The 26,534-nt window shown below is 31.5% G+C and carries 23 protein-coding genes; 22 read left to right on the forward strand and 1 reads right to left on the reverse strand.

The features are described from left to right. Window positions 1-104 precede the first annotated feature (104 nt). Together ACE94K_RS03820 and ACE94K_RS03825 are read left to right on the forward strand one after the other, a co-directional pair. Window positions 105-1,088: a DUF4837 family protein gene (locus tag ACE94K_RS03820; RefSeq protein ID WP_378180191.1), complete on the forward strand. Its 984-nt coding sequence runs from the start codon at window positions 105-107 to the stop codon at window positions 1,086-1,088. Between the two features lie 81 nt (window positions 1,089-1,169). Continuing rightward, window positions 1,170-3,296: a Tex family protein gene (locus ACE94K_RS03825; RefSeq protein ID WP_378180193.1), complete on the forward strand. Its 2,127-nt coding sequence runs from the start codon at window positions 1,170-1,172 to the stop codon at window positions 3,294-3,296. Between the two features lie 60 nt (window positions 3,297-3,356). Here the strand turns inward: ACE94K_RS03825 and ACE94K_RS03830 are convergent, their stop codons facing one another. Then, on the reverse strand, window positions 3,357-3,548 hold the full coding sequence (locus ACE94K_RS03830) for a twin-arginine translocase TatA/TatE family subunit (RefSeq protein WP_378180196.1): 192 nt from the start codon (window positions 3,546-3,548) through the stop codon (window positions 3,357-3,359). Window positions 3,549-3,756: 208 nt separating this feature from the next. Between ACE94K_RS03830 and ACE94K_RS03835 the strand changes: the two genes are divergently transcribed. The 20 genes from ACE94K_RS03835 to ACE94K_RS03930 all read left to right on the forward strand — a co-directional run bounded on the left by ACE94K_RS03835 (window position 3,757) and on the right by ACE94K_RS03930 (window position 26,414). Further along, window positions 3,757-4,626, forward strand: coding sequence for a M23 family metallopeptidase (locus ACE94K_RS03835; RefSeq protein WP_378180199.1), 870 nt, complete (start codon window positions 3,757-3,759; stop codon window positions 4,624-4,626). Between the two features lie 9 nt (window positions 4,627-4,635). Then, window positions 4,636-6,135 (forward strand): GH3 auxin-responsive promoter family protein, encoded by a 1,500-nt coding sequence (locus ACE94K_RS03840; RefSeq protein WP_378180202.1) that lies wholly within the window; start codon window positions 4,636-4,638, stop codon window positions 6,133-6,135. Between the two features lie 26 nt (window positions 6,136-6,161). Beyond that, window positions 6,162-7,853, forward strand: coding sequence for a DUF6909 family protein (locus tag ACE94K_RS03845; RefSeq protein ID WP_378180205.1), 1,692 nt, complete (start codon window positions 6,162-6,164; stop codon window positions 7,851-7,853). 5 nt (window positions 7,854-7,858) lie between these two features. Further along, window positions 7,859-8,857 carry a hypothetical protein gene (locus tag ACE94K_RS03850; protein WP_378180208.1) on the forward strand — a complete coding sequence of 333 codons (999 nt, stop codon included), beginning with the start codon at window positions 7,859-7,861 and terminating at the stop codon, window positions 8,855-8,857. Window positions 8,858-9,004: 147 nt separating this feature from the next. Further along, window positions 9,005-10,063 carry a hypothetical protein gene (locus ACE94K_RS03855; RefSeq protein ID WP_378180211.1) on the forward strand — a complete coding sequence of 353 codons (1,059 nt, stop codon included), beginning with the start codon at window positions 9,005-9,007 and terminating at the stop codon, window positions 10,061-10,063. Between the two features lie 12 nt (window positions 10,064-10,075). Further along, entirely contained in the window at window positions 10,076-11,095 is a 1,020-nt protein-coding gene (rfbB, locus tag ACE94K_RS03860; protein ID WP_378180214.1) for a dTDP-glucose 4,6-dehydratase, read from the forward strand. Further along, window positions 11,092-11,955 (forward strand): glucose-1-phosphate thymidylyltransferase RfbA, encoded by an 864-nt coding sequence (gene rfbA, locus ACE94K_RS03865; RefSeq protein WP_378180217.1) that lies wholly within the window; start codon window positions 11,092-11,094, stop codon window positions 11,953-11,955. The genes rfbB and rfbA overlap by 4 nt, the downstream gene beginning before the upstream one ends. Window positions 11,956-11,957: 2 nt before the next feature. Continuing rightward, entirely contained in the window at window positions 11,958-12,503 is a 546-nt protein-coding gene (rfbC, locus tag ACE94K_RS03870) for a dTDP-4-dehydrorhamnose 3,5-epimerase (RefSeq protein WP_378180220.1), read from the forward strand. After that, complete coding sequence (gene rfbD / locus ACE94K_RS03875; protein WP_378180223.1) at window positions 12,500-13,351, forward strand: dTDP-4-dehydrorhamnose reductase; 852 nt, start codon at window positions 12,500-12,502, stop codon at window positions 13,349-13,351. The genes rfbC and rfbD overlap by 4 nt, the downstream gene beginning before the upstream one ends. Before the next feature lie 52 nt (window positions 13,352-13,403). Next, window positions 13,404-14,813, forward strand: a complete 1,410-nt coding sequence (locus tag ACE94K_RS03880; RefSeq protein ID WP_378180226.1) for a Coenzyme F420 hydrogenase/dehydrogenase, beta subunit C-terminal domain — start codon at window positions 13,404-13,406, stop codon at window positions 14,811-14,813. Beyond that, window positions 14,803-16,080 (forward strand): oligosaccharide flippase family protein, encoded by a 1,278-nt coding sequence (locus ACE94K_RS03885; protein WP_378180230.1) that lies wholly within the window; start codon window positions 14,803-14,805, stop codon window positions 16,078-16,080. The genes ACE94K_RS03880 and ACE94K_RS03885 overlap by 11 nt, the downstream gene beginning before the upstream one ends. A gap of 21 nt (window positions 16,081-16,101) precedes the next feature. After that, window positions 16,102-17,328 (forward strand): polysaccharide pyruvyl transferase family protein, encoded by a 1,227-nt coding sequence (locus ACE94K_RS03890; RefSeq protein ID WP_378180233.1) that lies wholly within the window; start codon window positions 16,102-16,104, stop codon window positions 17,326-17,328. An 8-nt stretch (window positions 17,329-17,336) separates the two neighbouring features. Further along, a complete protein-coding gene (locus ACE94K_RS03895) occupies window positions 17,337-18,017 on the forward strand; it encodes a hypothetical protein (RefSeq protein WP_378180236.1) in 681 nt (226 codons plus the stop codon). Between the two features lie 116 nt (window positions 18,018-18,133). Next, window positions 18,134-20,332, forward strand: coding sequence for a sulfatase-like hydrolase/transferase (locus ACE94K_RS03900; protein WP_378180238.1), 2,199 nt, complete (start codon window positions 18,134-18,136; stop codon window positions 20,330-20,332). A gap of 30 nt (window positions 20,333-20,362) precedes the next feature. Then, entirely contained in the window at window positions 20,363-21,385 is a 1,023-nt protein-coding gene (locus ACE94K_RS03905) for a glycosyltransferase (RefSeq protein WP_378180240.1), read from the forward strand. Next, the gene (locus ACE94K_RS03910) at window positions 21,366-22,652 is read left to right on the forward strand and encodes an O-antigen ligase family protein (RefSeq protein WP_378180242.1); all 1,287 of its coding nucleotides are present in this window, start codon (window positions 21,366-21,368) and stop codon (window positions 22,650-22,652) included. The genes ACE94K_RS03905 and ACE94K_RS03910 overlap by 20 nt, the downstream gene beginning before the upstream one ends. After that, the gene (locus tag ACE94K_RS03915; RefSeq protein ID WP_378180243.1) at window positions 22,627-23,268 is read left to right on the forward strand and encodes an acetyltransferase; all 642 of its coding nucleotides are present in this window, start codon (window positions 22,627-22,629) and stop codon (window positions 23,266-23,268) included. The genes ACE94K_RS03910 and ACE94K_RS03915 overlap by 26 nt, the downstream gene beginning before the upstream one ends. A gap of 21 nt (window positions 23,269-23,289) precedes the next feature. Next, window positions 23,290-24,396 carry a glycosyltransferase gene (locus tag ACE94K_RS03920; RefSeq protein WP_378180245.1) on the forward strand — a complete coding sequence of 369 codons (1,107 nt, stop codon included), beginning with the start codon at window positions 23,290-23,292 and terminating at the stop codon, window positions 24,394-24,396. A 352-nt stretch (window positions 24,397-24,748) separates the two neighbouring features. After that, window positions 24,749-25,681 carry an O-antigen ligase family protein gene (locus ACE94K_RS03925; RefSeq protein ID WP_378180247.1) on the forward strand — a complete coding sequence of 311 codons (933 nt, stop codon included), beginning with the start codon at window positions 24,749-24,751 and terminating at the stop codon, window positions 25,679-25,681. After that, on the forward strand, window positions 25,638-26,414 hold the full coding sequence (locus ACE94K_RS03930; RefSeq protein WP_378180249.1) for a glycosyltransferase family 2 protein: 777 nt from the start codon (window positions 25,638-25,640) through the stop codon (window positions 26,412-26,414). The genes ACE94K_RS03925 and ACE94K_RS03930 overlap by 44 nt, the downstream gene beginning before the upstream one ends. Window positions 26,415-26,534: the final 120 nt, after the last annotated feature.

Consider the following 26,534-nt stretch of genomic DNA (forward strand, 5'->3'; position numbering starts at 1 on the left):
GTATATTTGTATTATGAAATAAGCCTTAAAACGCGGTTTGTATATACCGAAAGTATTGTTGGCAAATTCCATCTGACAGATAGAAAAGCAATAAAAAAAAACAGATGAAAAAATTTACACTTGTCTTTATTATATCTCTATGTATAATTAGTTGTACAGAAAAGAAAAAAGACACCTCCGAAAAAATAAACGGTTCCCTTGCTCAATCAGTAGGTAAAATTAATGAACTAGCAGTAGTAATAGAGAATGATTTATGGAAAGGTAGTTTAGGCGATACCATACGCAAGTATTTTGGAGCAGAGGTGCCAGGCTTACCACAAGAAGAACCGTTGTTTTCTATGAGGCAATTACCTCCAGAAGGCTTTACGGGTATTTCTAGAAGAAATAGATTATTTCTTAAAATTCAGATAGGAGACGAGTCAAAAGTATACGTTGCAACTAATAAATATGCTACTCCCCAATTAGGGTACGTAATAAACGGAACGAATAATGATGAGATTATTAGACTGATACAAGAAAGATCAGAGGGAATGATTGCCAAATATAAAAAGGTAGAAACCAAAGAAAAACAATTTAGAATTAAAAAATCAGTAGAATACATTCCCCAGCTAAAAGAAAAGATGGGCATTACGCTCAAAATACCTTCAGCGTATCGAATCGCTAAAGAAGAGGACAAATTCTTTTGGTTACGCAAGGATATTAAAAATGGGGATACCAATCTTATGATTTATGAACTTCCGTTAGGAACAATATCAAAAGACTCCAATACTGTAGCAAAGATTATAAAGGTAAGAGATTCTATAGGGGTATTAAAAATACCTACCAATTCTGGCAAATTTATTACAGAAGAAGCCTACGCACCCTATTTATTTGAAACATCATTAGATAATAAATTTGCATTTGAAACGAAAGGAACCTGGGAAATCAAAGATCGATATATGGCCGGCCCTTTTGTGAACTACGTAATAGATGATGTTGAAAACAACAGACAACTGGTAATAGAAGGTTTTGTATTAGCTCCTTCTGTGAGAAAAAGGAATTACATGTTCGAATTAGAAGCAATTATTAAAACTATTGAATTTCATTAGTAATTCTTTATACGACAATTCCAATATGTTTTGATTTTGGAGGAGGTTTATAATATATTTAGCGGTTCAAAAATGTAACCAATGAATATTGTTTCTTTTATTGCAAAACAGGTTCCCGTTTCGGAAAAACAAATTACTAGAACCATTGAGCTCTTGGATGATGGTGCTACTATTCCCTTTATATCCAGATACCGTAAAGAAATAACCGGCAATCTCGATGAGGTAGAGATTGGTGAGATAGTAAAGCATAAAACCGCATTTGAAGCTTTACAAAAAAGAAAAGAAAGTGTACTTGCAAATATTCAAGAACAAGAAGCATTAACGCCAGAACTGCAAAAACGAATTGAAGTTGCTCAAACAGTCTCAGAAGTTGAGGATTTATATCTACCTTATAAGAAAAAACGTAAGACTAAAGCTACAGTTGCCAAAGAACAAGGGCTAGAACCACTAGCTAAAATTATAATGCAACAACGAGAGGAAGAAATTCTGTTTATAGCTTCTCAATACCTTAATAATACGATTATTAATGAAGAGCTGGCACTACAGGGAGCAAGAGATATTATTGCAGAATGGATCAATGAGGATGAAAAAGTAAGAAATAGATTGCGCAGATTGTATCAACGTAGAGCTGCCATTTCATCTACCGTGGTTAAATCCAAGAAAGACGAAGAAGATGCACAGAAATATCAGCAATATTTTGACTGGGAAGAACCATTGCACAAATGTCCCTCACATCGATTATTAGCAATTCTTAGGGCTGAAAACGAAAAAATCGTACGAGTAAAAATTACTGTTCCCGAAAATGATGCTTTAGATATTATTGATGATATTATGATCAAATCAAACGTAGAAGCATGTACGGATCAAATGTTTTTGGCAATCGCAGATGCTTATAAAAGATTGTTAGCACCTGCAATTTCAACAGAAGTACTAAATCAAACTAAAGAAAAAGCAGATGATGATGCGATTAAGGTATTCGCTCAAAACCTAAAACAATTGCTGCTGGCTTCACCGTTGGGTCAAAAACGAATATTAGCTTTAGATCCAGGATTTAAATCTGGATGTAAATTGGTATGCTTGGATGAACAAGGCGATTTATTACATAATGAAAATATCTATCCTCATCCACCACAACGAGAGACTACCAATGCCATAAAAAAGATCAAAACCTTGGTAAATGCCTATAAAATTGAAGCGATTGCCGTAGGGAATGGAACCGCTGCCAGAGAAACAGAAGCGTTTGTCAAAAAAATCCCATTCGAATCCTCAATCCAGGTATTTATGGTCAATGAAAGTGGTGCATCCGTGTATTCAGCTTCTAAAATTGCGAGAGCAGAATTTCCGAATTATGATGTAACGGTTCGAGGAGCAGTATCTATTGGTAGGCGGTTGGCAGATCCATTGGCAGAACTGGTAAAAATAGACCCAAAATCAATTGGAGTGGGGCAATATCAACACGATGTAGATCAAAATAAATTAAAAAACGAACTTGATACCGTAGTGATGAACTGTGTAAACAGTGTGGGAATTAACGTAAATACAGCTAGTGCTCCGTTATTGAGTTACGTGTCTGGGATCGGAGATAAACTTGCCGATAATATTGTAAACTATCGATCAGAAAATGGTGCACTCGAGTCTAGAGAAGAATTAAAAAAAGTTCCACGATTAGGAGGTAAAGCGTTTGAACAAGCCGCAGCTTTTTTAAGGATATCAGATCCTAAAAACCCATTGGATAATTCTGCGGTACATCCTGAAAGATATCAATTAGTCTCGAAAATGGCTAAAGATGTTGGAGTTCCTCTAAAAGAGCTAATAGGAAACAAAACAGCTATTACCAAGATTAAACTTCAAGATTACATTACCGAGGATGTAGGATTGCCAACATTAACAGATATAGTAAAAGAGTTAGAAAAACCAGGAGTTGACCCAAGAAAGAAAGCTACTGTTTTTGAATTTGATCCTAATGTAAAAACAATAGAAGACTTAAAAGCCGGAATGAAATTACCAGGTATCGTAAATAACATTACCAATTTTGGATGTTTTGTAGATATCGGAATTAAAGAAAGTGGACTGATACATATTTCAAAACTTGCTAACGAATATATCAGTGATGTAAATGCGGTAGTACAGTTAAACCAACATTTAATGGTTACGGTTATGAGTGTGGATTTACCTAGAAAAAGAATTCAATTATCACTGATTGATTAAAAACAAAAAACCCATCCACTTTATAAGGATGGGTTTTCAATATTATATAAAAGTTGAAAATTACTTTTTCTCTTCTATTTTATTAGGATCTTCATCTTCTTTAGACGCATCTTTAAACTCTTTGATTCCACTTCCTAAACCTCTCATCAATTCTGGAATTTTTTTACCTCCAAACAAAAGTAAAACCACAGCCACGATCAATGCGATTTGCCAAGGTCCTAACATTCCTAAAAATACACTTAATGACATCATGTTCTTAAAATTAGATTACAAAGTTAACAAGATTTAGCTAAAAAAGGCACTTTTGAACTGCTAAATCCGGCTTTTAAGAGAATATTCACACCTTCATGCAAAACTATTCACTTTCAATTTACGTTCTAATATGATATTTAGCGTTTTTATCCGTAAACAGAATATGTATATTTGCGTATCAAACACAATTGCCCTGATAGTATAATCTATGGCTAAAAAGAAAAAAGAACCAAAAAGAATTACCAAAAAGCTGCTGAATAAGTATCGCTTAGTAATTCTCAATGAAGATACTTTTGAAGAACGTATATCCTTTAAGCTAACACGGCTAAATGTTTTTGTTCTTGTAATGATTACTTCAATCGTATTGATTTCTTGTACTACCATATTGATTGCCTTTACACCATTAAGAGAATATATACCCGGATATTCTTCTACTTCATTGAATCAAAAAGCAACGAGATTAGTTTCTACTGCAGATTCCTTAGAAACGGTGCTGAGTATTAATGAGAAATATTATAGTTCTATCAAAAAAGTACTTACAGGTGATGTAAAAACAGTCGAATTTGATATTGATTCTGCCGTACAATCCCAAAAATTAAATCCGGAAGAAGTTGATCTAAGTCCGTCAGAACAGGATATGCAGCTTAGAGAAGAAGTTTCCAGAGAAGATAAATACAGCTTGTTTGAGAGTGAGAAGTCGAGTACTGATTTCTCTTTATTTCCGCCAGTGAAAGGAAGCGTGACAGACACTTATGACGTAAATAAAAGACATTATGCGGTTGATATTGCGGTACCTAAAGACACACCAATCAAAGCCGCTGCTGCCGGAACAGTAATTTTTGCAGAATGGACTTCGGAGACGGGTCATGTGATCATATTGGAACACGGAAATAGCTTATTAACGGTTTATAAGCACAATGCCTCTCTTACAAAACAGCAGGGAGAGTTAGTAAAGGCAGGAGAAGTAATAGCAACTGCAGGATCAACGGGCGAACTTTCGACAGGACCACATTTACATTTTGAGTTATGGAGAGATGGATATCCTACAGATCCATCAAAATTTATTGATTTTGAATAACAACATATAATGTCTATTAAATCATTAGGGGCAAAGATTTTTGCAAAACATATCCGTAAAAAGATAAATAAATGGGCAAATAATCCGGTAAAAACCCAGAAACAAGTTTTTGATAAATTAATAACATCCGCCCAGAATACAGCTTTTGGAGAGGATCATCATTTTAAAAACATAAAAACTCATCAGGATTTTGTAAAAAATGTTCCCATCAGGGATTATGAAGAACTACGGTCTTATGTAGATCGTGTTGTAAAAGGAGAAAGTGATGTTTTATGGCCCGGAAAACCAATTTATTTTGCAAAAACTTCTGGAACTACAAGTGGCGTCAAATACATTCCTTTAACTTCAGAGTCTATGCCAACTCATATTAGCGCTGCGCGAAATGCTATTTTGTGTTACATTGCAGAAAGCGGAAAGTCTAAATTTGTAGATGGAAAAATGATATTTCTTCAGGGAAGCCCTGAGCTTATAGAAAAAAACGGAATTAACCTGGGGAGACTCTCTGGGATCGTGGCCCACTATGTTCCAAAGTATCTTCAAAAAAACAGATTACCAAGTTGGGAAACAAATTGTATCGATGATTGGGAGACAAAAGTGGATGCCATAGTCGAGGAGACGGTAAACGAAAATATGACCATCATAAGTGGAATTCCACCTTGGGTTCAAATGTATTTTGAAAAACTAAAGAAAAGGACAGGAAAACCAATAGGAGAACTATTTAAGAATTTTGAATTATTTATTTACGGTGGTGTAAATTATGAACCTTATAAAGCTACTTTTGAGAAACTGATAGGAAGAAAAGTTGCCAGTATTGAGTTATATCCTGCTTCTGAAGGGTTCTTTGCGTTTCAGGATAAACAAAATGAAAAAGGAATGCTTTTACAGTTGGATTCTGGAATGTTTTATGAATTTGTAAAGGCGGAAGAGTTTTTTGAAGAAGATCCCAGAAGGTTGACCATTGGAGATGTAGAAGTCGGGGTAAACTATGTGATGCTTATTTCCTCTAACGCTGGATTATGGGCATATAATATTGGAGATACAATCATGTTTACCAGTACCTCACCTTATCGATTGGTGGTTTCAGGTAGAATTAAACATTTTATTTCTGCATTTGGTGAACATGTAATTGGTAAAGAAGTAGAACAAGCAATTAAAGAAGCCTCAGAGATGACCGGTACTATGATCAAGGAGTTTACCGTAGCACCCCAAATTAATCCTGATGACTCAGAATTACCTTATCACGAATGGTTTGTAGAGTTTCAGGAATCCCCACAGGATCTTGAAGAATTTGCACTACAGATTGACAATTCTTTACGAAAACAAAACACATATTATGATGATTTGATTGTGGGGAATGTGTTAAGAACACTAAAAGTCAGAAAGGTTCCTGTTAATGGGTTTAACAGTTATATGAAATCCATAGGAAAATTAGGGGGCCAAAACAAACTACCAAGACTTTCTAATGACAGAAAGATTGTAGATTCCTTATCAATTACGATAGATAAATAAATTATATCTTTGTTCGGAAAAATTTTATGACAAATCTGAAACTACAAGGAAGAACAAGAGCACAGGAAAGCTCAAGCGCTATAGAACGTATGTATATTACAATGCGGCATCTATTCAATCGAGGTTTTTACAAACCTATGGGAGTTTCTGGAGATACTTTAAGAGAAGGGTTACTTACACTGCGCCCCGAAATTTATGGTTCTGTGGCCGAAGAAAAAGTAGAATTAGATGGTTTGTTGTATGTAATTGATCGATTACCAATCGGAATAGAAGAATGTCGTTATATTAACCTTACCAGTGAAGAAGGTTATAAAAACTCACATTTTAAGGCAATTGTTCCACCAAAAAGAAGAAGAAATTGCTACAGAATAGATGAAGAGCAGATGAACATTGAGATTACTCGAGGACGATCTGAAATCTATGATATTCTTACACATCTCACCTTTCTGTTTATTGAATCTCATAAAATAATGAATCGAGTGGTGATCAATGAGGAAGGAAATGTTACACGAGATTGGGATAAGTTGGAAAATGCTGTAACCTCGAAAAAGGAGCTGACCAAAGCCGAAAGAGAAGTAGCATTGACACACACAGCAAATATTTTAGGTAGAACTTTTCAGGAAGTTACTTCTATTTATGATAGCTTTTCGTGCCCTGAAAATAAAGAAAGATTTCTGCATATCATTTACTGGCTTGGTAAATTGGCAATTGATGAATTTGTAAACGGAAACAAGAGAATTGTGACGTTTAGCCCGGTTTTAAGAGAACGCTTGGGTCATCATATTCACGGAGAACGGTGGGCAAATACGATTAAGAGTAAACTCGAAGATCTTAACCTTCTTGATCGACCAATACACATCATCAGTGCGAATATGCATAGTGTAATGAATACACTGTATACTCCTTTAGCACTTAAAGCAGAGCTTAAGAATAAAACTACCTTTGAAGTTTATGAGCTGCTAAGTGAGAGTAAAAATGATAGATTAAGAGCAAAAGTAGAAAAAATAGCCCTCCAAAAAGGGATGACCTACATTGAGGATCAAAGCGGAACCAATATCAATGTGCAAATATTTGACATATCAAAATATACAGAAGGCACATACGCTTCGCTTATATCGAATGTAAAAACCGAAGATAAACCGGTGATTATAGTAATGGATTATGCTTTTGGAGAACAAGCGTATGAAACTATGGATGAACTTCTAAAACCGTATGTTAAAACTGAAGGAAGAAAACATTTGGATGTAAAATCTGTTTCTCTAATGGGGAAAGCAGGTATTCTGGAAGGAGGTAAAGGCGATATTATGATACCTTCTGCTCACGTGTTCGAAGGAACAGCAGACAACTATCCTTTTGATAACGGTTTAAAAAAAGAAGATTTAGAAGGGCACGGGATTGACATTTATGATGGATCTATGATAACCGTATTAGGTACTTCGCTACAGAACAGGGACATATTGAAGTTTTTTCACGATTCTACTTGGAATGTAATTGGATTGGAAATGGAAGGTGCTCATTACCAAAAAGCGATTCAGTCTGCGTCAAAACTACGCGGTAGTATTAGTGCGGATGTTAAAGTTAATTATGCCTACTACGCATCAGACAACCCCTTAGAAACAGGAAGCACACTGGCCTCAGGAGGATTAGGTACCACAGGAGTAAAACCAACGTATCTAATTACGGAGAAAATTTTAGAACAGATTTTTAAGGAAGCTTAATTAATATGACTCAGGAACAATTAAATAACGATGACGAAATAATAGATGTTAAACCACTATTTAATGCTATTAAAAGTTTTTTTAAAGGCATATTAAAAGGTTTGGTAGGAGTTGTCTTGTTCTATAAAAGGAACTTTGTTTTGTTTTCCGTTTTATTCATTGCAGCAGCCATTGCAGGATATTTTCTAGACAAAAAGCTGAAGATAAGCAAAACATTTTCTCAAGAAGTCATAATAGAACCTAAATACGAAACCAACAAATATATCTACGGTTTTATAGACGGCTTAAAAAGGAATTTAAAAGACAAGGCTTTTCTGGAAAGATTACAAATAGATTCATCTCAGGTATCCAGAATAAAAGAAATAACATTAGAACCAATAATTCAGGCAACCGACGTGTTGGATGGATTGCATTTAAAATATGGAGATCAGGATTATTTTCATCATATTATAGAAGAATATGATGAGAAAACCTTAGAGGATGAAAAATATAGAGACTTCTACAAGTACCACAAATTAAAATTTCATTTTAATAGCGAATCTCCTGATAACAAAAAGGTTTCAAAAGCATTACTATCTTATATTCGTTCAAATGAGTATTATAATAAACAGTTATCGTTAAGGCTCCAACAGACAAAGTATAATTTAGAAAAAAATAAAGAGACCTTACTTTACGTAGAGGAATATTTGGATAAATTGAATAAAAATCAAGGTAAGCAAGAGAAAGAAATCGTGGTGTACGCTGAAGAATCAGAAATCCCTACTATTTCATCATTATTGAAAAGAAAGGATGATTTATTAAACGTAATTAGCCAACAAGAAAGAACCCTAACATTGGATAAAGAACTTTTTGAGGTGATTGAGTATGGTAATATTATTCCTCGACCAGTTGGTGTGCATAGAAGATTAATATTGTTATTACCTATAACACTATGCATTGGAACTTCAATAGTATTTTTGTTTTTGAGTATTTCTCGTAAAATAAATAGTTTTATTAATGAATAAAGAGGATTAACGGTAATTTTTTTAAAGAGGTTTGTATATTATTAAAGCAAACATAATTAAATTCAAGACGACTGCGATAATTTCTCAAAAGACATTACCTTTGCGCTGGCGTAATAAAGTCTTTTATTATAATCTTGCATTATTATTATGAGTACGAACGAAGAAAAAATATCTGAAGAGATTGACCTACAACAATTATTTAGACTTGTTGGAGAGGCAATTAGCAAGGTTTTTAGATTTATTGGAACTATTTTTAAAGGACTTTTTCATTTAATAATACTTTTTCTGTTATTTATTCAGAAGCATTTTCTGAAATTTGTAATAGCAGGCGTCATAGGCGGAGCTGTTGGCTGGTTCTGGGATTCAGTTTCTGAACCTATATACAGGTCTTCGATGATTGTGGAGCCTAACTTTAATAGTGCGCAACAATTGTATAATAATATTGAATTTTATAACGAATTAGCAAAAGAAAAAGCGTTTAAAACATTAGCGGCTTCTTTAAAAATATCCGACAAAGAGGCAGAAACTATAACAAAAATTGAAATTGAAGCATTTTCTGATGATAATCAAAAATTAAAACAATTCAGTGATTTTGTTTCTACCTTGGACTCAGTTTCTAGATCTAGTTTGAGTTATGAAAGTTATTTGAAAAATTTTAATAACATTAACGCCAGATTTCATAAAATTGAATTAAGGGCCATTAATCCAGAAGTAGCAAAAAAATGTCAAAATGCGATAGTTCGTTCTATCGAAAACAATAATTATTTTAAAGTCCAAAAGAAAACGAATGATTTAAATCTAAAAATTAGTGACTCTGTAACAAGAAAACAATTGGTTGAAGTAGACTCTCTTAAAACGTTTTATCAGAATTTAAAGTTGCTAGAGATTAAGAAACCTGAAAGTTCGACAGGTACCAGTATTAATCTAAGTTCAGAAAACAATGACTTAGATCGCTCAGAAATTGCATTATTAAATGAAGCTAAACAACTCAATACAGCAATAATAAGACTAAATCAAGAAAAAGCGGATTCAGAAAATATTATTAATGTAATATCTGATTTTCCTAATAAAGGAGCATTGGTAAATGACTTATTATTACAAAAGAAGGTTTTATTGCCTATTGGCTTAATATTGTTAGTGTTTTTAGTCTTGATACTTTTAGCGTTGAATAAGTATTTAAAAAAATATAAATCTTCTTATCAATAGAAAATAGATAATATGCAAAAAATATTAGTTACTGGAGGAGCGGGATTCATAGGCTCTAATTTTATTCCTTTTTTTTTAGAATGTAATAATGATACCGTAATAGTAAATATTGACAAACTAACATATGCTGGAGATACTGAAAACCTATCAGAGTTAAAAAAATCAGAAAATTACATATTTGTTAAGGGAGATATATGTGATAGACCCCTTATTGAAGAGTTATTCAAAAAATACGAATTTGGCGGTGTTATTCATTTTGCTGCAGAATCACATGTAGATAATTCGATATCTAATCCTGATGAGTTCATAAGAACAAATGTATTTGGTACTTTTACTTTAATCGATGTTGCCAGAAATCATTGGATGAATGCTCCTCATCAATATAAAGAAGGTTTTAAAAGTTGTCGTTTTCATCACGTATCTACAGATGAAGTTTATGGAACCCTAGGTAAAGAAGGGCTTTTTACTGAAACTACTCCTTATGCACCAAATAGTCCTTATAGTGCCTCTAAGGCTTCTTCTGATTTGGTTGTTAGGAGCTATTTTCATACTTATGGGATGAACGTGGTTACGACAAACTGCTCTAATAACTATGGACCAAAACAGCACGATGAAAAACTGATACCAACAATTATCAGAAAGGCTGTTTCTGGAGAGAATATTCCTATCTACGGTGATGGAACTAATGTAAGGGATTGGTTATATGTATTAGATCATTGTAAAGGAATTGAACTGGCCTATAAGAATGGAATTTCAGGAGAAACCTATAATATAGGAGGAAGAAATGAACGAAATAACAATTACATAGCGAAGAAGATTTGCGAATTGTTAGATCAAAGGATACCCAGAAATAGCGGAAAATCTTATCAAGAACTAATTACGTACGTAAAAGATAGACCAGGTCACGATTTGAGATATGCTATTGATGCCTCAAAGATAGAAAATCAACTGGGATGGAAAGCAGATGAGAATTTTGAAAGCGGTATCGAAAAAACTATTGATTGGTACTTAAAAAAATATTATAGTATATGAAAGGAATCATTCTAGCGGGAGGCTCTGGAACAAGATTACATCCACTTACCTTAGCAGTCAGTAAGCAGTTAATGCCTATCTATGACAAGCCAATGATCTATTACCCCTTGTCTACGTTGATGTGGTCCGGAATCAAGGAAATTTTGATTATTTCTACGCCATTCGACTTGCCTTTATTTGAAAAACTTTTGGGAGATGGCTCAAAATATGGGTGTAGGTTTGAATATGCAGTTCAAGAAAACCCTAATGGATTGGCAGAGGCATTTATAATTGGAGCAGACTTTATTGGAGATGATAAAGTAGCTTTAATTCTAGGAGATAATATTTTCTATGGCACGGGTTTGGCAGATCTTTTACAGAGAAACAATGATCCGGATGGAGGTATAATCTATGCGTATCACGTACATGACCCTGAAAGATATGGTGTAGTAGAGTTTGAAAAAGAAAATAAAGTTATTTCAATTGAAGAAAAACCTAAAAATCCAAAATCCAATTTTGCAGTACCAGGCATATACTTCTATGATAATGAAGTAATCGACATAGCAAAAAATATTAAACCAAGTCATAGAGGAGAGCTTGAAATTACCGATGTTAATTTAGAATATCTGAGAAGAGGAAAACTAAACGTAAGTATTTTGGACAGAGGAACAGCTTGGTTAGACACAGGAACTTTCAATTCTTTAATGCAGGCTTCTCAGTTTGTTCAGGTAATTGAAGAAAGACAAGGGTTAAAAATTGGTTCTATAGAGGAAGTAGCTTATAAAATGAATTATATATCAAAAAAGCGGTTGGAGCAATTGGCTAAACCTTTGATAAAAAGTGGATACGGAAAACACCTAACTAGTATTTTAGAAGAATAGAAATGATTGCAAAAGAGACAAAACTAAAAGGTTGTTTTATTTTAGAACCTACAGTTTTTAAGGACGATAGAGGCTTTTTTTTTGAAAGTTATAATCAAAATAAGTTTAATGATTTAATTGGGCAAGAAGTGAATTTTGTTCAAGATAACCAATCATTTTCATCTAAAGGAGTTGTTAGAGCGCTTCATTATCAGCTTGGAGAATATGCTCAAGCAAAATTGGTGAGGGTTTTACAAGGCAGAGTTTTGGATATTGCTGTAGATTTACGCAAAAACTCTCCAACCTTTAAAGAACACATCGCTGTAGAATTATCAGAAGAAAACAAAAAACAACTGTTTATTCCCAGGGGATTTGCACACGGTTTTGTGGTATTAAGCGATATAGCTCACTTTTTTTATAAGTGTGATAATTTTTACAATAAAGCGGCAGAGGGAGGAATAATATATAATGACACATCTCTTAATATCGATTGGAAGCTCCCAATGGATCAATTGATAGTATCCGATAAAGATAAAGTGTTACCGCTATTTGAAAATGCTAGAATATGAAAAATGTTTTGGTTACAGGAGGTAAGGGTCAATTAGCTTCTTGTATTAGGGATGCTATTAAAGATCTAAAAGATTTTAATTTTTTATTTGTTGATTCAGATAAGCTCGATATTACTAAAGAAAATGAAGTTAAAGATTTTTTTAGCACTTATCAAATAGAGTATTGTGTTAATTGTGCAGCCTATACTGCTGTAGATAAAGCAGAGGCAGAACCCCAAATGGCGAAAGACGTAAATGAAGAAGGAGCTAAAAATCTTGCTAAGTTTTGTAAAGACCATAGAGCGATATTAATACAGGTTTCTACGGATTTTGTTTTTGACGGCCAACAGTCAGTTCCATATAAAGAAGAGGATGTTACCAATCCATTAGGTATTTATGGGATGACCAAATTAAATGGAGAAAAAGAAGCTATCATGACTAAGGAGCATTTTGTTATCAGAACCTCTTGGTTATATTCTGAGCACAACCATAACTTTTTAAAAACCATGCTCAAGATAGGAAAAGAAAGAGAAGAATTAAGTGTTGTTTATGACCAAATCGGAACACCTACTTATGCAGGAGATCTGGCAACGGCAATCTTAAAGATAATTACAAGTAAAAGCAGCTGTTATGGAGTCTATCATTTCAGTAATGAAGGAGTTGCCAGCTGGTACGATTTCGCAAAAGCAATCTTTGAAGAAGCAAACAATAAAATTAAAGTAAACCCCATAAAAAGCGAAGAGTATCCGACTCCAGCTAAAAGACCACATTACAGTGTTTTGGATAAATCCAAAATAAAGCATAAAATGGATATTGAAATTCCTCATTGGAGGGATAGTTTAAGAAGGTGTTTGTTAAAACTTAAGTAAATTTTCTAAAGAAAATTAGGCACCCAATGCACCTAATCGATAAATTAGTTTGATGATAACAATAGATAAAGTATTAGAAGGAAATTATTGTATAGGTTGCGGAGTTTGTGCGGCAGTAAATAATTCTAACTATACTATAGAAACTACAAAAGAAGGAAGATATAAGGCCGTTAACACAAATTTAGATGCAAATGACGAACTTCCCGATAAAGTATGTCCTTTTACATCGGCTTCAATGAATGAAGATGAACTTGGCGATAAGTACTTTTCAGAAATAAAAGATATAACAAAAGATAATGAGCTGGGCTATTATTTAAATTCCTATGCGGGTTATGTGGATGAAGGCAGCTTTAGAGAAGCAGGTAGTTCAGGAGGAGGAGTATCTTGGTTGTTAAGTATTCTTATGGAAGAAAATTTGATCGATGCTGTTATTCATGTCAAAGAGGCAAACAGCAAGGATGACACTATTTTTGAATTTGCCATTTCTGAAAACCTGCTGGAGATGAGAAAGGGAGCAAAATCTAGATACTATCCTGTGGAAATGTCTGAGGTAATGAAGAAGATTAAAAACACAGATAAAAGATATGCCATTGTTGGTGTCCCTTGTTTTATCAAAGCAGCAAGAAATCTTTCGGAAAATGATAAAGAAATCAAAAAGAGGATTGTTTATTATATCGGGATCGTATGTGGGCATTTAAAGAGTAAAAATTTTACTTCTTTATTTGCGTGGCAACAGGGGATTCACCCAAAAGATGTTATTAATATAGATTTTAGGCATAAAGTTCCATCTTCCTCAGCGGCTTTATATGCTATTAAAATAACCTACAAAAAGGGCGATAAGATTTTGCAAAAAGTTTCTAAAACAGCCAGCGAATTGTATGGAACAGATTGGGGACTTGGATTCTTTAAGTATAAGGCTTGCGATTATTGTGACGACGTACTTGCAGAAACATCTGATGTAGTGTTTGGAGATGCCTGGGCCGCAAAGTATAGAAAAGACTGGAAGGGAAGCAACCTAGTTTTGACGAGAAATGAAACTATAGATAGTCTTATTAAAAAAGGAATTAATGATAAAAAACTTCAATTTGACGTAATAGATAAAGATATTGTGATGGCATCGCAAGGAGGGAGTTTTCGACATCGTAGAAAAGGACTTGCATATCGACTTCATAAACTCCGCCAAGAAGGAATATGGGCGCCACAAAAAAGAGTGGATCCTCAAGATGCCAAACTTGATGATCATAAATATATTAAAGTTCAGAATTATCGTATGAAGTTTTTGGATGTTGTTGATAAATATTTTACGGAAGCATTAGAAAAAAATAATTTTCAACATTTCAAAAGAAAACTTGCATTCCCAATATTAAGATATAAATACTTGGTTTATGGTATTAGAGGAATAATTCCAAGCTGGACCAAAGATTTGTATAGATCTATTTTTAAATCTGTAAATGAAAAATAAAATAAGACTTGATAAAAGCTTATTTGAGAGTCTTTTTTCACTGGGCCTTGCGCAGTTTTTTAACTATTTAAGTCCGTTAATAAGCTTTCCATTACTTTTGAGTGAATTTGGTGTTGAAAAGTATGGGATTATTTCAACAGCATTCGTATTGGCATTGTTGTTTTGTTCTTTGGCAGATTTCGGCTTTAATATTTCTGGAGTAAAATTTATTGCCCAGAATAAAGAAAAAAAGGATGTTATTTTTTCTTCTATTTTTTTTCTAAAATCTGTTCTTACGATAATTCTGTTATTAGTTTTCTATTTTATAATAGACTATAATGAAAGTTACCGGGATTATAAAATCATCTTTGTTTACAGCTCAGGGATGATACTGGCTAGAATCTTAAATGTTGATTGGTTCTTTCAAGGAAAAGAGAAAATGCGATTTATAGCTATCACAAACCTTATTGCAAACACAATCTATGTAGTTGGAATTATTATAATTATTAAAATTAACTTGGATTTCAAATATGTAACACTATTTAAATCTTCAGGGGTAATTACAGCTGGTTTAGTGTCTATGCTTTGTGCGGTATTTTTCTTTAATATAAAATTCGAATTTAAATTAAAAGAGATATCCTATTATCTAAAAGAAGGGAGCTCTGTGTTTATTTCAACAATTGCATCAAATATTTTTCAAAATACACCTGTATTAATTGTGAAGATGTTATTTCCTTATGAAATTGTTGGAGTGTATAGTTCAATTGAAAAATTAGTATCGTTTGGAAAACAAATGGTAATGATAATTAACCAGGTTTTTCATCCTAGGCTTGCTATATATTTTGTAATGAATTTTAATAAATTTATTCAACTTTGGAAAAAAAGCAGTTTGTTAAGTCTTTTTGCTGGAATAAGCGTTGTAATTTTCCTTTTTTTATTAAAAGATTTAATTTTTGGATATTTCTCAGAACTGAAGGAATTCGATTTTGCAAACCCATTATATTTTTTAATGAGCTTTTTGATAATCACATATACAATTCTGAATGCATTAGGATTAAATGGTCTTTTAGTAATAAATAAAACAAGAAATTTGGCACTATCTCAGGTTTATCCTCTTGTTTTATACATAACAATATCAATAGTGCTGATCGTGATTAAAATTGAAAATGTATTACTAATTGTATTTACACTTTTAATGGTAGATTTACTTATTATATCCATAAGAATTTTTATGTTCAAATCTGGAATAAAAGAACATCATAGACGAGAAACTTTAAATCAAAAATAACCAAGATAAAAACTTTAAAAGATGAAAAAAATATTATTACTTAATCAACATACCTGTAACCACGGAGATGAATCTGCAGGAATGGCTTTGATAAGAAAGATAAAGGAAAATCATAATAATGTAAAGGTTGACATCTTATATAATTGGTATTTTAAATTAAGTCAAGATGCACATATAGGAAATGGGATGGAAGATTTGAAGGATATAAATCACTTTCATTTTCCTCTAGGAAAGATCGACAAACTAATGATTAGGATGAGCGTTTTTATTCCATCAATTAGTTCTTTTTTTCATCTGTTCAGTAATGCACTTAGAAAGCAGAATAGTTTGATTAAATCATACGATTCGATCATTAGTGCTCCGGGGGGAATTAATTTAGGCCCTTATCAAGACTGGTACTATTTGTGGAGGTTATTGATGGTAAAAAAAGCTGGTAAGCCCCTATCAATTTATTCGATTTCTTTTGGTCCGTTAGATGGATTGCCTAATATCTTTCAAAAGAGAGCAATTGAAGTACTAAAATATGCAAAATTCTTATCACTTAGGGATGACAAAAGTCACGGTTTTGCAGACTCTATAGGATTAACATACAACAAAGCAATAGACACAACATATTTAGTTAAAAAGAGTGTTGAAATCCCAAAAGTATATGATAATTTAAAAACAAAACAATATGTAGTTGTAGTTCCTAATGAACTATATCGCTGGCATACCTATTTTAAAACCATTGATAAAAACAGGATGGATGAACTATATAAAGGCATTATAGATCATATTTTAAATAAGGAAAATCTCGATGTTGTACTATTACCACAAATGTTTGCTGATGAGAACGATCATAAATATATGACAAGATTAGCAAAAGAAGTAAATAGTGACAGGATAACTATTATAGATGATCGTTACAACTCAGACATACAGCAGGAGATTATTGCAAACTCTCAATTCGTAATAGGAGCTAGATATCATACCATTGTTTTTTCGATCAACAATAAAGTTCCATTTTATGCATTGTCTTATGAACATAAGATAGAAAATATGCTTTCAATTCTAAATCTGAGAGATTTCAATTTAGATTTATTAACATATTTCAAAACTAACATGGATTTAGATAAAGTTTTAGAAAAAATATCTAGCATTTTGGCTCATAGAAAATTAAACCAAGATAGAATTAACCAAGGAAATGCCAAAGCCATGGAGATTGTCAACGCTACTTATAAAGCGTTTGAGGAAAATCAGTTTAACTAATAATTTTCATGAAAAAACTGATTGCAATAATTATAGCAGCTCTAAGTTTCTATTCTTGTGATTATTCTGATGATAGAATCAAAGAAGAAATAGAAATTGATACGTACAAATTGGAAACTTTAGAAGATGTTCAGAAAGTTGTTGCGTCATTTGAAAGAATGAAAGAGAATTTTTTGAATGAGGCAACTTCGTACGATGGATATATATGTCCTGAGGTTTGTGAAACAGTGGAAATATATGAAGAAACCGTTGGAACTACTTCAGGGTCGGGCGACATAATTGGTGACTATTTTGGTAGCACGTCCGCAGGGCATACAGGTGCATCTTTTTATTATGTAGGTGACTTTTCTTTTGAAATGGACAAGTATGGAGATTTCGAAAAAGTTATTCTTTCCGGAAAAGGTTTTTTTAAGTATATTTTAAGGAAATCATACGTTTCACTTTCAACTGACTTTATTAGGAGAGATAATTTTTTTGACGAATTAAAAATTTCATCTGAGGAACTTAATATTGAAATAGCATCAGAAGAAGGTATAATCAGAGATAAATTGGAAATAGAATTCTTATATAAAAGAGCAGAGGAGGCAACAATTTATACTGTTGATGTTGAACCTACATATAATTCAGAATTGATAAATAGCTATTATGTCAAAACCTCAGAAGGTTTAATATTTGAGTGGGAAGACTAAATTCAGAATCAATATGTGCTCATAATCATAGATAAAAATCGGAGAAAAATAAGAACAGAACAATTTATCTTTGCATTCTTTTTAGTTAAATAAATGTTATTCAAAAGAATAAATAAATGATCTACACAATAATCAACTTCATAGCTCTATTAGGATTATCTTTTATTATTGTATCTTTTATAAAAGTAGTAATTTTAAGAATTCTGGTTTCATTTTTATTAAGTAGTTTCATTTTGCTTCAATTGATTTCTGTCTATATAACTGGAGATTTCATAGGATATAGTTTTTATTTACACTTTAATTATGATGATATTGCTGAAATGAAAAGCTTATTTGGATCTCAATTACTTTTGTCATTGATTATGTTGATTTTTATTTGTTGTATTTTATATTTTTCTTATGGAAAGATTTGTAAAATGAACAAATATTTGAGCAACTATAAAAAACTTGTACTTGCGATTTTTTTCATACCACTTCTAAGTTTTAAAGGAGGTATGGTGTGCAGTACCATCAATCTGGCGCGGATACTGAATGTAGAGAATGAAGGGTTCAATAGTGCATTAAATAGTCTTAATATAAAGCATTATATTATACCCCAAGCCATAAAAGCAAAAAAGGGAAAAAATATAATTGTAATTTCTTTGGAATCTTTTGAAAAAGGATATCTAAGTAAAGAAAAATCACATCTAACGCCAAATTTACGTGATTTAAGGAAGAAATGGACATATTTTGATATGGAACAGACACCTGGCAGTGGTTGGACCTTAGGTTCTTTATATACATCTTTAACAGGTTTCCCCGCTTATTTTAATATCCATGGAAATTCTATTTTTCAAACCTCTTATGATAGTGATATTTCAAGTGTTAATCACGTTCTGAAAAAAGCGGGCTATACAGACACTTTCCTAATTGGAAATGCAAAGTTTGCGGGAACTGAAGATTTGTTAAAAGCCTATAAATTCAATAATATAATTGATAGAAGGAATTTATCGACTAAATACATAAATGACAAAGATTTGTTCGAAGAGGCAAAAAAAACTCTTCTTTCATTCAAAGAAACGAAAAAACCATATAGTTTATTTATATCAACTATTTCTACTCATTTTCCCAATGGTGTATATGATAAGAGAATGGAAGAGTTCATTGAGCCTAAGGATACCAGCCTTGAGTTTATGGTCGCTGCTACGGACCACTTGGTCGGAGACTTTATCAAATTCATGGAACAAGAAGAACTCTTAGAAAACACAATAGTATATATTTATCCGGATCATTTAAAAATGGGTGATCCTTCTGTTTTTGACGGGACAGGTGAAAGAGGATTGTTTTTATTAACAAATGCCAAAAAAAATTCAATAAGTTTTGATAATTCTAAGAGCCTTTACCAAATTGACATTCCTAAAATATTGCTTGAAGGAGCTTCAGTAAAGCATAATATTTCTTTTCTTACAGATTATATAAAAGGAGACAAAATAACTTATCTTACTGATAAGAATAATATTTCAGGAATAACTAGTATTAATACTTCAGGTCTTAAAAAACAAAAAGAGGATAACGAGGTGTTTCAACGAATAACTGAAAATCAAAAATACCAAAAGAATATTTATAAAGACACGACTAGATATATTGCCCACGCTGGCGGAAAAATAGACGGTCACACTTATACAAACTCTTTAGAAGCACTTAATCTAAGTTATAGTAAAGGGATAAGATTATTTGAGTTAGATTTTATCAAAACTTCTGATGGGAAATATGTAGCTGCTCATGACTGGGCTTTTTGGGCAAAAATAACTGGCAACAATGGGAAAGACCATGTAACTGAAGAATATTTTATGAGTCAGAGAATAAAAGAAAAATATTCTCCAATGAACATGGAGATTGTGAATAAGTGGTTTGCCGACCATCCTGATGCAATTTTAGTGACCGATAAAGTAAATAATCCTAAAGAATTTTCAGAGATTTTTATAGATAAAAAAAGATTAATGATGGAATTATTTACATATGAAGCCGTAAAAGAAGCTCAAAACATCGGGATTAGATCTGCGATGCCTTCACAAACGGTTATTAATAATTTGGGAGAAAATAAAATCTCAATGTTAAGATGGTTAGAGGTTAAAGATATTGCTGTTTCTAGAAGATATATAGCATCAAATAAAGACTTTCTTCTAAGGGTTAAAGAGAACGGAATTAAAACATATGTCTATCACGTAAATTTTGATGAGGGTAAAGACGAAAAATATGTTTTGGAAAATGAAATGGACTACATATACGGTTTCTATGCTGATGACTTTGAGTTCTTTGGAAAAGAAAAAGAATAGCTGACTAATAATTTTTTGAAAAATAGTTAAATGACGGAGTCGATCATCAAAACATATATTGTGATACTCAATTACAAATCCTGGAAAGATACAATAGAATGTCTTGAAAGTGTACTAAAAACAGATCATCCAAATTTCCAGATTATTCTGGTTGATAATTCTCCCACAAGTGAATCTTTAGATCAGATAACTTCTTGGGCAAATGGTGATGACTTTAATGTTGAAACATCATTTCCTGAACTGGTATACCCGCTTGAAAGCAAGCCAATTAACTATGTTTTAATTGAAGAAAAGAACCTTGAACCAAACTCTTTTGAGGATAAAAAACTCCTTCTTGTAAAAGCTAAAGAAAACAAGGGTTTTTCTGCAGGGAATAATGTTGCATTAAAATATATTAACAGAGTTGCAGATGAACAAGATAAAATATGGTTATTGAACAATGACACTGTAGTTCCTAAAAACACACTATTTAAGCTATTAGAAACTATTAATAATAAAACTAATACAGGAATTGTTGGTGCAAGACTTTTAGAATATGAAAAACCGGAATTAATACAATCCATCGGAGGTAAATATAATCACTGGATTGGGAAAATTACAATTTTGCAAAATGGAGAAGATGCAAATAAAGTCTTTGATAAGGAGGTGAGTTTTGATTATCCAATTGGAGCTTCCTTGTTTTTAAATTTGAATTTTATTAGAAAAGTAGGATTAATGGAGGAAAGATATTTTCTTTATTTTGAAGAATACGATTGGGTCTTGAGAGGAAATAAAAGAGGTTTCAAATCTGTATTTTCTTCAGAGGCTATAGTATATCATAAAGGTGGAGGCAGTTCTGGAGGCGGAACAAGTAAAATGGCAGATTTTTATGGTATAAGAAGTAAAATTTTATTCACCAAAAAGTTTTATCCATATAAGCTGCCGATACTATTTCTATCGTTTATCTTTTTTGTGTTGAATAGAATAAAAAGGAAGCAATTTGATCGAATTCCTATGGTATTTAAGTTAATGCGAGATCCTAATCTTAAGTATTATGAAACAGATCATAAATAAACTTGGATTTCTATTTCTGTTTTTGGAGAATCTTTATTTACCAATTAATTTGGGTTTCGATTTTCGCTTCAACTACTTATTATATTTAGGTTTTATAACATATTATTTAATTACTTTCAGAAAAGTAAGAATATATATAAAGACGCTTTTATTATTAATTTTTTTATGGGGATTATTGTTTTTGGTTCCTTTACTAAAAGGGGGATACATCTTTGGTTTTTTTAAACAATTAATATTAATAAGTTATCAATTAATATTTTGTTATCTTTTAATCAATGCTTATAAATTTGATATTAAAAGAATTTTCAAGGACTATTTATCCATTGCTTCTTTAATATGCATAATTGCTCTTCTACAATTTTTTTTGATTAAAGTTGGTTTAAGTAGTTTAGCTGATTTTTCTTTTTTAGGTTTTGATTTGGGTAATTTTGATTCTTTAGACAATGCAAGGATCCAAGCATGGTTTGAGGAACCTTCGTTTTTAGCTTATGTCATAATGCCAGCAGTTTTTGCTGCTTTAGCTCGGATTTTTGGAATAGGTAATATGATATCAAGAAGACTTTGCTTTATAGTATTGTTTGTTCTTTTATTATCAAAATCATCCATAGGATATTTAGGAATTTTGATTGCTTTAAGTATTATAATTTTTAGTAAATACCCGATTTTAAAACGACCAGTTTATTTAATATTCATAATTGTATCAATACCTGTTATTGGCTTTTTTGTCTATAAAATGCCAGAAGTAAAGAGAAGGGTAGATGACACCTATTATTTGTTTGCAACAGAAAATATATCAAAACAAGATATTAACAATACTAATCTAAGTACATATGCTCTATACAGCAATTATAGAGTTACGAAAGAAACATTGAGGAATGATTTACTTTTAGGGACTGGGATAGGAACCTATGAAAATAATTATAATCAATATATCAATAAGGTTATTCCCAAAACCTCAATAAGAGATATGTATAAATTGAATAAAAAAGACGCCAATAGTCTTTTGTTAAGACTTTTGGCTGAAACAGGTTTAACGGGATTATTGGTATTTATTTTTTTTATTCTGCATAATAGAATTCGTTTTTGCACTTTACAGTTTAATCCAAGTTTTTTATGGGTATTTAATAATGGTATTTTGGTTTTGATAATTTTAAGATTATTAAGACAAGGACATTATACATCTTTAGGTTTTATAATGTTTCTTATGGTATTTTATTTTTCAAAAAAAGAAAACACAATCAATGAAAGAACTAATAAGGTTATTTAGTCAATATTATTTTTTAGATGTATTTAGATTAATTAGGGATATAATAATCACCAAAATATTTTTTCCTAAGCAAATTAGATTAATTCGTCAACCAGCTTATATAGTTGGTAAGAAATACGTTATTTTTGGCAAAAATTTTAATGCAGGAATTAATCTTAGAATAGAGGTTTTAGACAAGTCTTTTGTTAGGCACCCAATTGTTGGATTTGATGGAGACCCTGAACTAATTATAGGCAATAACGTCAACTTTAATTTCAATGTACACGTAGGTGTAATAAAAAGTGTAGTGATTGGAGATAATGTTTTAGTAGGGAGTAATGTTGTAATTATTGATCACAATCACGGAAATTATAAAAATGAAAATCAAGACACTCCTTATTCAATACCAAAAGAACGTAAGTCTATTGCGGATAATATTATAATCGGAAAAAATGTCTGGATTGCTGAGAATGTTGCAATCCTTCCAGGAACAATCATTGAAGAAGGATGTATTATTGGGGCTAATTCGGTTGTAAGTGGACATTTTGGAAAAAATCAGATTATAGTGGGGTCTCCTGCAAAGACCATAAAAAGATATGATGATAGCACGAAGAAATGGGAAGGAATAAAAAAATAAATACCGTTTAATATTTTGATTTTGAAAAAGAAAATAGTTGTTTCTGCAATAAATTTCGTTTCCGGAGGTCCATTGTCTGTTATGAATGATTGTTTGGCAGAGCTTTCAAATAATTACTCAGATGATTATGAGATCATTGCTTTAGTCAACAATAAAAGCCTGTATAGTTCTTCAAATATTCATTACATCGAATTTCCTTTATCCAAAAAATCATGGTTCATAAGGTTATTTTATGAGTATATTTACTTTTACTTCTTTTCTAAAAAACTTAAACCGGATTATTGGTTATCTATGCACGATATAACCCCCAATGTTAAATGCAAAAATAGATTTGTTTATTGCCATAATCCAACACCATTTTATACAACAGAAAAAAAGGACATTATAAAAAACACAAAAACTTTTCTATTTTCCAGCTTTTATAAGCATCTGTATAGAATAAGTATTAAAAAGAACAAATATGTTATAGTTCAACAAAACTGGATTAGAAAAGAATTTATAAAGTTTTGGAATCTAAAAAATGTTTTAGTAGCGTATCCGGATGTTAAGCAAGTTATAAATCAATCTACTGAAGAAATTAACTTAGAGTTAGATAATAATTTGGTTAACTTTTTTTACCCTAGTTTTCCCAGGCCATTCAAGAATTTTGAAATTATTTGCGAAGCATATAGGTTGCTTCCATCCAACTATAAAAAGAAATGTAAAATTCATATTACAATAAATGGATCATTGAATACATATTCTAAAGAAATCCATGATAAGTATACTAATCATAAAGGAATTAATTTTTTAGGATTGCTTTCTCGAGAAGAGGTTTATGAATATTACAAATATTCGGATTGTTTGATATTTCCATCGAAATTAGAAACATGGGGTTTGCCAATCACAGAATACAAAGAAACTTTAAAGCCGATGTTATTAGCCAATGAATCATACGCAAAAGAAACTTTGGGTGATTATGAGCGTGTAGCTTTTTTTGACAGCAGTAAACCAGATGAACTAAAGGATCTGATGATCAGTTTTATTGACCGAACGATAGAATTTTCTGGAAATAAAAGTGAAAGAATTAAGGAACCATTTACCAAAGGTTGGACACAACTTTTAAATAAGATTTTGTATGATCAGTAATATAAAACTTAAGGATTTTGGATTGCGAACATTTTTCCTTTGTGTCATTGCTTTTTTTCCTCTTTATAAGCTTAATTACAATTCTATTTCGCTTATACTATTTTTGATCTATGGTTTAATTGTATCTTTAAACAGTAGAGAAAGTAGAAAACAATTAAAGAGCAGATTCCAGAATAGAGGTAAAATTTTCTTTGTCACAACTTTCCTAATTTACCCTTTTTTGTTTAGTTTTTTATATACTGAAAATATATCCTATGGAATCAGGAGTATACAGCATTTGCTTCCTTTGGTATTATTTCCAATTGCGTTTTTTTTTCTTTCAGGGAATTTTTCCGGAAGAGAACTAAAGTATGTGATTAATTCATATCTACTAGCTTGTTTTCTTTGTGTTATATATATACATTACAATTTTTATGATTTAGGACTTTATTTAAATTTAAGAGATGCAAAATTCTACGACCTTCCTTTTAGAGATGCAATTTTAAATTTTGAATATGAGTCATTACATCCAACCTACGTTTCTTTATGGTTTGCCTTTGGAATAATCCTATTATTGGATGGTTTAAAAAAAATTGAATTAAATGCTAGATCTGTTTTAATTCTTTCGTTGAGGGTAGGCCTTATTATTTTGTTGGTAGCAACTATTATAATTTTATCATCAAGAGTTGGGATTTTGGCTTTATTTTTATCGGTTATGATATATATATATCGTTTAAAAAACAAAAGTATAAAATGGGCTTTAGTTGTTTTTTTTATTGGAATTAGTGTAATCTCAATAACCAAGATTTCATATATTTCTTCAAGGTTCATTGATGAAATCAAGTATACAGAGTTTAAGCCTCCTGTAGGATTAAATCATAATTCCACTAATATCAGAATTGGGATTTATAAATGTTCATTAAAAATTATTAAAGAAAATGTTGTTTTTGGAGTTGGGATAGGAGATACACAAAATGAATTGGATTATTGCTTTTCTGATTTTGATACCAATGCCTATGAAATCAGGACATATAACTCCCACAATTATTTTTTTCATTCAATGTTAGTAACGGGAATTTTTGGTTTACTAGCTCTGTTAACGATGATATTGTTTTTTATAATGAAAGGACTTGAATATAATTGTTATCCTTACATTTGCCTGGTATTAATAATCGTAATTGGATTATTTTTTGAGAATATATTTAGTAGAAATGTCGGAATTATTTTCTTTACTTTTTTTAATACGCTATTTTTAGAATACTTTGAAACAAAAAGACATGCTTACAGCCTCAATAGTTCTATATAATAACGAAATTAAAAAATTAAAAAAGGCAATTGAAAGTTTTTTGGCAACCGATTGTGATAAACATTTATATTTAATTGATAACTCGGAAACTAAAAGCTTATCTAAAGAACTAAACTACGGCGAAAATGTAAGTTATATACATGCTGGAAAAAATCTTGGTTTTGGCGCAGGGCATAATATAATAATGAAGGATATTGCCGATATTTCAAAATATCATTTAATTCTTAATCCTGATGTTTATTTTGATAGTAATGTATTACCATATCTCATGGATTATCTGGAAAACAACCTTTCTGTTGGAGTTGTTGGTCCTAAAATTGTTTATCCAGATAAAAGACTGCAACATTCCATAAGAAAGTTTCCTCGATTTCAGGACTTTTTTATAAGAAGAATTTCTTTTTTAAATCGGCTTTTTTTAAAAAGATATAATAGATACCATTATTTAGATAAAGAATGGAACGAGCCAATGTTGGTTGATTCAATTTCAGGTTGCTTTCAGTTGTTTCGAACCAAAGTTTTACTGGATATTAAAGGTTTTGACGAAAGGTATTTCATGTATCTTGAAGATATTGATATCTGCAGAAAAACAATTAAAAAAGGATATGAAGTTTGTTTTAATCCTCTGGTTAGGATTGTACATTATTTTGAAAAGGGTTCAGCTAAAAGATTAAAACTTTTGATTATTCACATTGATTCTCTTGTCAAATATAGTTTTAAATGGAAATTCAAATAAGATGATGTTCTCTACATTATTAATTGCTACTTTTGTCAAGAATGTTATAATGATTTAGTGTTGCAATTATATTTCCCTCTTGCATTTTTCTTAGGCGCTTACTGCCTCACATATTTTACT

Source organism: Aquimarina besae (genome assembly GCF_042434905.1).
Classification (GTDB): domain Bacteria; phylum Bacteroidota; class Bacteroidia; order Flavobacteriales; family Flavobacteriaceae; genus Aquimarina.

Excerpts from the sequence above, each read along its gene's own strand:
- ACE94K_RS03820 (WP_378180191.1), top strand. The coding sequence starts at position 105 with ATGAAAAAATTTACACTTGTCTTTATTATATCTCTATGTATAATTAGT.
- ACE94K_RS03825 (WP_378180193.1), top strand. The coding sequence starts at position 1,170 with ATGAATATTGTTTCTTTTATTGCAAAACAGGTTCCCGTTTCGGAAAAA.
- ACE94K_RS03830 (WP_378180196.1), bottom strand. The coding sequence starts at position 3,548 with ATGATGTCATTAAGTGTATTTTTAGGAATGTTAGGACCTTGGCAAATC.
- ACE94K_RS03835 (WP_378180199.1), top strand. The coding sequence starts at position 3,757 with ATGGCTAAAAAGAAAAAAGAACCAAAAAGAATTACCAAAAAGCTGCTG.
- ACE94K_RS03840 (WP_378180202.1), top strand. The coding sequence starts at position 4,636 with ATGTCTATTAAATCATTAGGGGCAAAGATTTTTGCAAAACATATCCGT.
- ACE94K_RS03845 (WP_378180205.1), top strand. The coding sequence starts at position 6,162 with ATGACAAATCTGAAACTACAAGGAAGAACAAGAGCACAGGAAAGCTCA.
- ACE94K_RS03850 (WP_378180208.1), top strand. The coding sequence starts at position 7,859 with ATGACTCAGGAACAATTAAATAACGATGACGAAATAATAGATGTTAAA.
- ACE94K_RS03855 (WP_378180211.1), top strand. The coding sequence starts at position 9,005 with ATGAGTACGAACGAAGAAAAAATATCTGAAGAGATTGACCTACAACAA.
- rfbB (WP_378180214.1), top strand. The coding sequence starts at position 10,076 with ATGCAAAAAATATTAGTTACTGGAGGAGCGGGATTCATAGGCTCTAAT.
- rfbA (WP_378180217.1), top strand. The coding sequence starts at position 11,092 with ATGAAAGGAATCATTCTAGCGGGAGGCTCTGGAACAAGATTACATCCA.
- rfbC (WP_378180220.1), top strand. The coding sequence starts at position 11,958 with ATGATTGCAAAAGAGACAAAACTAAAAGGTTGTTTTATTTTAGAACCT.
- rfbD (WP_378180223.1), top strand. The coding sequence starts at position 12,500 with ATGAAAAATGTTTTGGTTACAGGAGGTAAGGGTCAATTAGCTTCTTGT.
- ACE94K_RS03880 (WP_378180226.1), top strand. The coding sequence starts at position 13,404 with ATGATAACAATAGATAAAGTATTAGAAGGAAATTATTGTATAGGTTGC.
- ACE94K_RS03885 (WP_378180230.1), top strand. The coding sequence starts at position 14,803 with ATGAAAAATAAAATAAGACTTGATAAAAGCTTATTTGAGAGTCTTTTT.
- ACE94K_RS03890 (WP_378180233.1), top strand. The coding sequence starts at position 16,102 with ATGAAAAAAATATTATTACTTAATCAACATACCTGTAACCACGGAGAT.
- ACE94K_RS03895 (WP_378180236.1), top strand. The coding sequence starts at position 17,337 with ATGAAAAAACTGATTGCAATAATTATAGCAGCTCTAAGTTTCTATTCT.
- ACE94K_RS03900 (WP_378180238.1), top strand. The coding sequence starts at position 18,134 with ATGATCTACACAATAATCAACTTCATAGCTCTATTAGGATTATCTTTT.
- ACE94K_RS03905 (WP_378180240.1), top strand. The coding sequence starts at position 20,363 with ATGACGGAGTCGATCATCAAAACATATATTGTGATACTCAATTACAAA.
- ACE94K_RS03910 (WP_378180242.1), top strand. The coding sequence starts at position 21,366 with ATGAAACAGATCATAAATAAACTTGGATTTCTATTTCTGTTTTTGGAG.
- ACE94K_RS03915 (WP_378180243.1), top strand. The coding sequence starts at position 22,627 with ATGAAAGAACTAATAAGGTTATTTAGTCAATATTATTTTTTAGATGTA.